This window comes from Methanocalculus alkaliphilus, from assembly GCF_024170505.1.
GTDB lineage: Archaea > Halobacteriota > Methanomicrobia > Methanomicrobiales > Methanocorpusculaceae > Methanocalculus > Methanocalculus alkaliphilus.
This window is the reverse complement of record NZ_JALJYG010000028.1, coordinates 1-9,270: the sequence shown is the minus strand read 5'-3', so window position 1 is coordinate 9,270 and position 9,270 is coordinate 1. Positions and strand designations below refer to the sequence as shown.

Genomic DNA, 9,270 nt, shown 5'->3' with positions numbered 1-9,270 from the left:
AATGGGAGATCCAGTCTAATGCTATCGCCGACTACCTAAAGGATCCAAAGTATGCGCTCTAAATTTTTTTCGGAGGGTTATGCGTAAGTCCTATCCTGAATTATCTTTAAAAGACTATTGTGGGAGTGGGCGGGTCCGATACATTTCTGATCGGCAGATCCATCCACCCTCTTAAAATTTGATGAGTCCCAGCAGAATCATCACAATGATAGCTAAAATAACTGCCCCAAGCAGGCCGAAGATATACCACCCGACCAGAAATGCTAGTACCGCTCCGATACCCATTGCACCCCAGTTTACTGTCATTGCCATCCTGTATCACCCTCTCTTTATTATCTCTTCCCTGGGGTCGGTTCATCCTTTCATCCCGGAGAGACCGACCCCGCGGATACGCTACTCTTCTCATAGGATCTATTAATAACCGACTGAGAACAAGAGAGAGCCTCTCTGGGGAGGGAGTTTGGTATCTTCAGAGGGTATGGCGCAAACCAGCTTCTGTTCCAATACGTCTCTTTTCAGCTTCCTACTCCACCATCACCTTATTCGCCTTCTGAAACAGCCCCGGTGGCATCGGGCGATCAAGCTCCCATAGGATGCTCATCGGCCTGCTCCCCTCATGGGAGATGTACCGGGCAGTCCCAAGGAAGATGAACGGCTGGGTGATACCGCCGTTCTTCGAAAATTCCCGGACGAAGAAGAGTACATTTGTCCCATGCTCTTCATGCTCGATGTACCGGCGGCCGACTGGGGATGTTTCGGAGGTAGCGTTCTGGGACTGCCAGTGGAAGAGGGTGTCGGTCACCGCGTAGTCGTTGTACATCGTCGTCGGCGAGTAGAGCTCCTCGGTCTTCTGCAGGGTGATGAAGAAGATGTCAATCTTCTGGTCTCGAAGATAGACAACACCTTCACGCATCCCGGCAGCAGCCCGTTCTGTCAGGGTATGGTGGCCGAGAGCTGCAAAGGCCTGATCGCGGGTGTAAGTGCAATGGAGTTCAAGCGGGCTCTCAAACTCTTTGGCAATCGGTTCAGGAAGAAACTCGATATGATCATAGGTATAGCCCAGGAGATCATCAATCTCATCAGCGATCTCCCGATGGTCGAGGATATCAGAGAAGATCTCCTGTAATGAGAGAGTGGGATCGGTAATCTGTCTATCATAGAGGGAGTAGTAGAAGAGGGCAATAATCTTCTCGTCAATTGGTGTAAGGGGGCGATCTGTGAAGGCAACCGGATCCTGCAAAAATGATCGAATACAGTCAATAACAAGTGGAGAATCAATGGTTGAGAGCCGTCGTGCAGCCACCTTTGAGAAGAGAGTCTCATTCAGGTACTTCTCTGGATAGACACCTGCTTCTGAGGCAAGGCGTGTAAAGGTTCCTTTCGCATAGATATCATCTGGTGTGAGTGTATGCTCTTCCAGAAACCGCCTAAAGGAGAGGGGCTTACCCGTCTCCATCTCAAATCCTTTGATCCGGTCGATGAGGTACCGCTTATTCAGGAGATTCGCCTTGATGTTCTCTAATATTCTCTCCTGAGCAACCTTCTCGAGATGAAGGTGGCATCCCTTTGGAAGCTGATAGGCACTGCTCTGAACCTGAGCCTGCAGGTTCATGCCGCCTGGTGAAAGGAGGGCAAGAAGCTTCTCTCCAAACCGATACCGGGTATTATGCCGCCCAACAAAGTCAAGGACCGTCAGGCATTCCTTTCCTTCCATCAGGCGGAGCCCACGACCGAGCTGCTGGAGGAAGACGGTGAGGCTCTCGGTCGGTCGGAGGAAGAGGATGGTGTTGACCTCCGGGATATCCACGCCCTCATTGTAGAGATCGACGATGAAGATGAAGGTGATCTCCCCTGTGACCAGTCGTCTCTGGACAGAATGCCTCTCTTCTCTCGGACTCTGGCTATGGAGTGCTGCTGCCGGGATACCGGCTTTCTGGAAGGATGCAGCCATATATTCTGCATGCTCGATGGATACACAAAATCCAAGCCCGATGATATCCCGGATATCTGTCGTATACCGATCGATTGACTGGATAATATGATCGACCCGTTGGCTGGACGCGGTATAGAGTTTTGAGAGTTCCCTGGCATCGTATCTCCCCTGCTTCCATGAGACGCCATCGAGATCGACGACATCGGTGACGCCAAAGTAATGGAACGGTGCAAGCAGTTTCCGGTTGATCGCCTCGGCCAACCGGATCTCGGCAGTGATCTTCCCCCCAAAATATCTGAAGATTTCAAGGCCATCCATCCGTTCCGGGGTTGCGGTGAGGCCGACAAGAATCTGTGGAGTATAGTAGGAGAGCAACCCTTGGTACGAAGGGGCAGCAGCATGATGAAACTCATCAACGATGATCATATCATAATAGTCAGGTGTCGTCATCTCCGGGAGATTGGTACTGTTGAAACTCTGGATAGAGACGAAGAGGTGATCGATCTCTGAAGGCCGGTTCCCTCCCACCATGAGATCACCGAAGTTGGGGTCCCGGAGGATCCCTCTGAAGACCTGAAGGCTCTGCCTGAGGATCTCTTCCCGGTGAGCGACAAAGAGGAGTCGGGGGTACTGTCTATCATCTGGAATCTGGTTCTTATAATCAAATGCCGAGATGACGGTCTTGCCTGTACCTGTTGCAGCAACGATCAGGTTGCGATAGTTTCCATGAAGCTGCCGTTCAGCCTGGAGCCGCTCAAGAATCTCTTTTTGAAAGTAATATGGCCGAATGTCAAAGACAGGATAGAGGGTCGCCTCTTTTGAGGTTTCTTTTGAGAGAGCACGCCTCAGCCGGTCCCGCTCCTCATGCTGGTAGAGGATGAACTCTGGAGAATGCCAATATGACTCAAAGGTGGTCTCAATCTTTCGAATGATATCCACTGAGTCCTGTTCGGTCACCTTGACGTTCCATTCGAGGCCGCTCGTCATGGCGGGATTGGAGATGTTTGCCGATCCGATATACGCAGTAGAGAACCCGGTCTTTCTATGGAAGGCATAGGTCTTCGCATGGAGCCTCGTTCTATCGGTATCATACGATATGCGAATCTCTGTATTTGGGAGTTTTGCGAGCTCTTCGATTGCCTTGAGATCGGTTGCACCCGTATAGGATGTGGTAATGATCCGCAGGGTATTGCCTCGCTGTACAAAGTCGCGGAGATCATCGATGATGAGCCTGATTCCACTCCATTTGATGAATGATATCAGGAGATCAATTCTATCTGATGATCGGATCTCCTGCTTGAACTCATTTGCCAGGCTTGGTTCATTCGGAGACCCCGTAAAGAGACTGCTCTGAGCGATTGATGTCCTGGGCCGGGTGAGCATCCGATCTCCGGTTCGTCCACCCTGTTGAATAGCTAAAAGGAGTTCTGCATCTGATGTGATCGTACAAAGTTCGGTGGCAGCACCCTTCATCTGTGAGGAGAGGAGCCCGATGATCTCGTTACAGAAGGCGACCTGCTTATCGAGTGGAATATGCTTCTCATCTGCAATCCGAAGGGTGCGAAGGATCGTTTTGTGGAGATATTGGGAGAGGATCGCCTGTGAGTCGTATTTTTCTATCTTCTCTCTTTGGATCACGTTCCCTTCTCTATCGAGTCGGTTGAGCTTTGATGAGAGATGCTCATAGATGAGCTGTTCGTAGATGCCGGGGGCGGGATCCATACTACAATTCTGTGGTGATCATGAAAAAGTTGTTGTTATTGAAAAGAGGAGATTGGCATCAGCAGGGAGGGGATCAAGATAATCCATTCCGACATACTGACAACGGAACAACCTCCGGCATTTTAACAGGTGATAAGCTCACTCCCGACAGAAGTGTATGATATGATCTTCATAAAATAGAGTTGATGGAGGATGCTGCCCTGTGGGGTACACCATATTCGCATATGATTGATCCGGGCGAATGCCTTTGTACAAACAGGAGGGTACCATCCCCATTATCTCAGTCTCGTTCCTTTCCGATGATGATACAATTCAGGCTCCCTGATTCTTCGCGATCATCTGGTCCACATAGGCATTTACATTCCTGATGAAGATATCAACATAATCAGGGGCAGGAATTAATGGCTGTTCGAGGAGGAGACTGGTATCCGACGATATTTTTCCATCCTTGACAAACTCAAACCCCGCCTTCCTGACCAGAGCCCGGTACTCATCAATGAGCGGTTTCATCTCATCATCCTGCAACAGGGAGCCGCCACCCCGGTATATCTCCCCCACACATTCTGTCAAAAAATTCCGTGCCATCCTCTGGGTAAGCAATCGAAGGACCTGGAAATGACTTTGTTCCGGATACCCGGAGTTTGCGATCATAATAAATCCTGGATCCCGCTTCTTTCCCATGACATGCCGGACCTCGCCGTTTGGATCTCTTTCAAAATGGGGATCACCGGTTGGTAGGAGACGATCAAAGAAGTCCTTCATAATCCCTGAGACATTGTCCATGTGCAGTGGTGTTGCATAAATCACAAAGTCAGCAGAGAGGTAGGTATCCAGTAGCTCATCCATATCATCGGAGATGATACATTTTCCAGGAGTATTCCACCAGCAGGAGAAACACCCCTGGCAATGTTCAATCGTTCGATGGGCAAGGAAGATATTCTCTGTTTCCGCACCCCCGTCCCTAGCCCCGGCAAGAAAAGCATCAACAATAATATGCGTATTGCTTGCTTCTGCATGGGGGCTCCCGTTGAATGCAACGATCTTCATACAACCTCCCCGAATCCCTTGTCTCGGGGATTCGTTGCGCACCCATTATGCGAGGAGACATATAAAATTATAGTTGAAGAATCCCTTCACCGAATCCTTTCCGTCCGCTCACACCCCTTCCATCACCTCCGGGATCGCCTCCTGCATCATCTTCCAGACAGCAGCAGCCGGTATCCCCATCCGCCCGGAGAGGGCCTCTGCCCGGCGGAGGATCACGTCCACCGGATCGAGGCCGTCCATCCGGATATTCCGCTTCCAGAGGGCGGGATGGGCGGTGGCATCGGCAAACTCCGTCCTGATGGCCTCCCGCTGCCGGTCTCTCACCGCCAAGGCCTTCCTCTTCTCCTCCTCATCCTCCTGCTCCACCTTCTCAAGAAGCGTTGAGAGCCGGGTGATCTCGGCGGTCTTCTCTGCGATCTGGTCCCGGAGATAGGAGAAGTGCACCTCCCTGCCGGGCTGGGCGATCTCGCCATCGAAGTAGAGGCAGAGGAGGCGGGAGGCGAGCCGGGACGGGTTTCCCCCGTCGGCCCGGTACTTCTCAAGGGGGAGGGCAAGGGATGGATCCAGGCTGAAGGTGACACGGTGCCGCCGCCGGGGTGTCCAGGCCTTCTGCGGGAGGGGGATCGTCTCTTCAGTCGCCGGGTCATGGTGATATCTCGCTTCCATGCAGAGAAGGTAGACTGTCCGGGATAATCCCTCTTCACCGTGCGGTTCGGGAGTGTTCCATCGACCTGATCAGGGGATGGGGGCCGCTCTTCTGGTGGTCACTCGGAAAAAGTCTCTAGTACTCCTTCAGCGTATGATCATTCTTCAGAGTATGATCCATCATCAGGAAGGAGGAGAATACAAGAGACGAAGACACATTCGGGCTGCAGAAGAAGGATATATACTCACCGCGACAAAGAGAGATCCATCTGTTTTCATCCGGAGAGCGGGGTCGATCCCCGGAGGGTACGCCGGAGAGTACCTGCTCGAACGTTTTCCGGATCAGTATGATCCGTCATACCATGATGATCCATCATATCCTCCTCCCCCATGGTATCCCGATTCGTCTCCGCCGCTCCCCTTCTCCCGGTGAGGAAAAAGGAATCTCCAGGTAATCTTTATCACCGGAACAAACACTCACACCCTGCACACGGCTCTTCCTTACATCCACCATGATCATCTCTGATAGGTATGAAGCAGGAGCTCATCCTTACTAATCAGGCACTCTTTAAAAACGCTGCAATCCTTGACTGTGACCATACCCCGGAGGCAGTGCATTTCCGGGAGAAGCAGCTTGCCGAGCTTGCCTTCCGGATCCGGCCCGGCCTCCATGGGTTCCGGCCGGTCACCACCCTCTGCCGGGGCCTCCCCGGAACCGGGAAGACCACAACGGTGAAACATCTCTTCACTGAGATAGAAAAGACAACTAAACGGCTCGTCCCGGTCTATGTGAACTGCAGGACCGACCAGACGACGTATCTGGTCTTCAGCACAATCTACACAAAACTCCTCGGCCATGCCCCGCCGAGGACCGGGATCCCTGCCAGGCGGCTGATGGACGCCATCGCGAGGGTGATGATCGACCGGGATATCGTCCTCCTCGTCTGCCTCGATGATCTCTGCCATCTCGCTCATGCAGGGGCCCGCAACACCATCCTCTCCTCCCTCACCCGGATGTACCTCGATTATCCGGGCTGCCGGATCGGCCTCATCCTCACCATGAGCGACCCCGATACCGACCTTGCCGATCTCGTCGATGGGAGCGTCTATGCAGGTCTCCTCCCTGAGGAGATCTTCTTCCCTCCGTACTCGGGGGATGAGATCCGGACGATCCTCGGTGACCGGGTCAAAGGGGCAGCCCTGCCGGATGCCATCTCCCCGGAGATGCTCGATCTCATCGTCTCGGAGACGCAGAAGGGAGCGGATCTCCGGGTTGGCCTTGCCCTCCTCCGACGCTCCCTCCTCAGTGCCGACCGGGCCGGGCGACGATCCGTTGAGAGGGAGGATATCATCTCTGCATCCGGGGATGCCCGGCTCTTCCGGCTGAAGGAGACAATCCGGGTCCTCTCCGCAAAGGAGCGGCGGATCCTCCCGATCATCGCAACGCTCCCGGAGCGGCCGGTCCCCACCTCGGGCCAGGTCTATGCCGTGGTCAGGGACCGGGAGGAGATCTCCTATACCACCTTTTACGAGCGGCTGACGACCCTTGCCCATCTCGGGCTTCTGGAGCTTTCAATCCGGCAGCGGAAGGGGAGGACGAGCGAGATCCGGCTGCGGTACGAGGCGGAGGAGGTGATGGGGATCTGTAAGGGGATGGAGGGGTAGGGGGGTCAGAGACGCAGCCCGCAACAGAAAAGAGTACGATCAGCAGGACGGGGAGACGGGAGATCATAGTTGTAGATTCGCGTATGTAGATGGCATGTTGGGTGGGAAGGGATCATTTCTGCGAGGGGATGCTGGCTTTACGAGTGGGCTGAAACCGGGTCCTGTATTCTACCTTCGCTGGATACGTGATTTTTGATGAGATCAATCAGATGCGGTCACTATTATATGATCGGCTTTCATAATCTATCGTGAAGTGGTGCTATGCCGGGAGAAGCAGACAGGCCGCTCATAAAAACAACAACCCAACCGGGTCACCCTTTGGAGAATGGGGGAATAGAGCGATACAAGAAAATAACGAGACTTACTGCCCCTGAGGACTTCATTCTTGATCTGGCCGAAAAAGACCTGGAAGAGTTGTATTGATGATGGTAACGACAGGTTTCTATTTCACGATACCACTATTCTTCTCTCTGTATGTGGTACTACCCGGATCTCATACGCATCGAAGGCACTCCCTGAATGAATCATCGGATATATCAATACTGCCGTCATTGATGACGTTGTACCATACAAAAGCAGGTGCGGTGGGGGAAGTGTGCGACCCATATCGTACCCAGACCCGGAATAAACCTTGGAAAGTGAAATAGTTATGATAAAAGAGCTAAAGCTTATGAATTGGAAGAGTTTCCAGGAGGCGACTCTTTATCTTGACCCGCTCACCGTATTAATTGGCAGCAATGCCAGCGGAAAATCGAATTGCCTGGATGCACTTCTGTTCCTTAACCGTGTCAGTCAGGGTGTTGCTATTTTCCCCGCTATCGCCGGAGATGTGAATCTTCCTGCGCTGCGTGGAGGCATCGAATGGATTTGTCGTAAGCCGGAAAAACAATTCACCATTTCAGTTGTTTTGGGCAGTGAAAATGAAGGACAGGATTATCGATACGACCTTACTGTTTTGGTTAATGGTACCAAAGCTGAGGTGTATGCGGAAGAACTTACCCTTTTAACATATCGTCCCCGAAGTGAAAATCCCAGAGAACAGATGCTATTCCAGACCAAACAGGAAGAGTCCAACTCACCTGGAATCCCCACCTACTTTTACACCGGAACGCAAGGACGCGGCAAACGTCATGATTTGAACCGTGCCAATATCATTCTTTCTCAAGTCGAAACATTGAATGTAAGAAAAGAAATAGTGGAAGGAACGAAACTGGTGCTATCTCAGCTTCAGAAGATTTTTGTCTTTGATCCCATTCCCAGCCATATGCGTAATTACACCCCGCTATCTGAAAGATTGCTGACGGATGGTTCTAATATTGCCGGTGTATTAGCTGGCCTGGAAATGGATAGGAAACAGATCGTCGAAGAAACGCTGACCCGATATCTCAAGGATCTGCCTGAGCGCGATATCAAGCGCATCTGGACCGAACCCGTCGGCAAATTCAAGACCGATGCCATGCTTTACTGCGAAGAAGGCTGGGAAAACCAGCCCACTCATGAGGTGGATGCCCGGGGCATGTCGGATGGAACGCTGCGTTATCTCGCCATTGTCACTGCCCTGCTGACCCGCGAACCAAGTAGCCTGCTCGTGATAGAAGAGGTAGATAATGGACTGCATCCTTCACGGGCGCATCTTCTGGTTGAGATGCTGAAAACGCTGGGAAAGGAACGAAACATCGATGTACTGGTTACCACCCACAACCCCGCCCTGCTGGATGCAGCGGGGGTTGGAATGGTGCCGTTCATTGTGGTTGCTCATCGTGATGATGCGACAGGATTCAGTCGCCTGACCCAACTGGAAGATATCGATCAGTTGCCCAAACTAATCGCCAGTGGAAGCCTGGGGACTTTATCTGTCAAAGGCCGCATTGAAGCCGCCCTTAAGCGAGACGGGGAATTATGAGGCGCGTCCTGATTATCGATACCAGTATTCTCTGCGTCTGGCTGGATGTGCCGGGAAAGAGTACCTGCGGCCCCGATCTCGACAAATGGGACAAACAGCGAGTTAATCAAAAGCTTGATGAAGAGCTGACGAAAAAGACGACTTTCGTGCTTCCCCTTGCCAGCATCATCGAAACTGGTAACCATATCTCTCAAGCAAGCCATAGTCGCAAGGAGCGAGGGGATGCCCTGGCAGATCTAATGCGAAAAAGTGCCGATGAACTCACTTTGCGAACCCTTTGTAAAAGTACCACCTAATTATATTGAAAAACCATAAAGTACAATTATATGTACAAACAAATATAATGCCAGTATGG

General features: G+C 52.0%; 8 protein-coding genes. 4 read left to right on the top strand and 4 right to left on the bottom strand.

The window, feature by feature from the left end:
• Window positions 1–171: 171 nt before the first annotated feature.
• The 4 genes from J2T58_RS10945 to J2T58_RS10930 form a co-directional block, all read right to left on the bottom strand.
• Complete coding sequence (locus J2T58_RS10945) at window positions 172–312, bottom strand: hypothetical protein (RefSeq protein ID WP_253489987.1); 141 nt, start codon at window positions 310–312, stop codon at window positions 172–174.
• 211 nt (window positions 313–523) lie between these two features.
• Window positions 524–3,655, bottom strand: coding sequence for a DUF3427 domain-containing protein (locus J2T58_RS10940; protein WP_253489980.1), 3,132 nt, complete (start codon window positions 3,653–3,655; stop codon window positions 524–526).
• Between the two features lie 312 nt (window positions 3,656–3,967).
• Entirely contained in the window at window positions 3,968–4,702 is a 735-nt protein-coding gene (locus J2T58_RS10935; protein WP_253489978.1) for a flavodoxin family protein, read from the bottom strand.
• Window positions 4,703–4,810: 108 nt separating this feature from the next.
• Complete coding sequence (locus J2T58_RS10930) at window positions 4,811–5,368, bottom strand: hypothetical protein (RefSeq protein ID WP_253489976.1); 558 nt, start codon at window positions 5,366–5,368, stop codon at window positions 4,811–4,813.
• Window positions 5,369–5,878: 510 nt separating this feature from the next.
• Between J2T58_RS10930 and J2T58_RS10925 the strand changes: the two genes are divergently transcribed.
• The 4 genes from J2T58_RS10925 (at window position 5,879) to J2T58_RS10910 (ending at window position 9,211) form a co-directional block, all read left to right on the top strand.
• Window positions 5,879–7,012: an ORC1-type DNA replication protein gene (locus tag J2T58_RS10925; RefSeq protein WP_253489973.1), complete on the top strand. Its 1,134-nt coding sequence runs from the start codon at window positions 5,879–5,881 to the stop codon at window positions 7,010–7,012.
• Between the two features lie 261 nt (window positions 7,013–7,273).
• The gene (locus J2T58_RS10920) at window positions 7,274–7,435 is read left to right on the top strand and encodes a hypothetical protein (RefSeq protein ID WP_253489971.1); all 162 of its coding nucleotides are present in this window, start codon (window positions 7,274–7,276) and stop codon (window positions 7,433–7,435) included.
• A 226-nt stretch (window positions 7,436–7,661) separates the two neighbouring features.
• Window positions 7,662–8,915: an AAA family ATPase gene (locus tag J2T58_RS10915; protein WP_253489968.1), complete on the top strand. Its 1,254-nt coding sequence runs from the start codon at window positions 7,662–7,664 to the stop codon at window positions 8,913–8,915.
• Complete coding sequence (locus J2T58_RS10910) at window positions 8,912–9,211, top strand: hypothetical protein (protein WP_253489965.1); 300 nt, start codon at window positions 8,912–8,914, stop codon at window positions 9,209–9,211. The genes J2T58_RS10915 and J2T58_RS10910 overlap by 4 nt, the downstream gene beginning before the upstream one ends.
• Window positions 9,212–9,270: the final 59 nt, after the last annotated feature.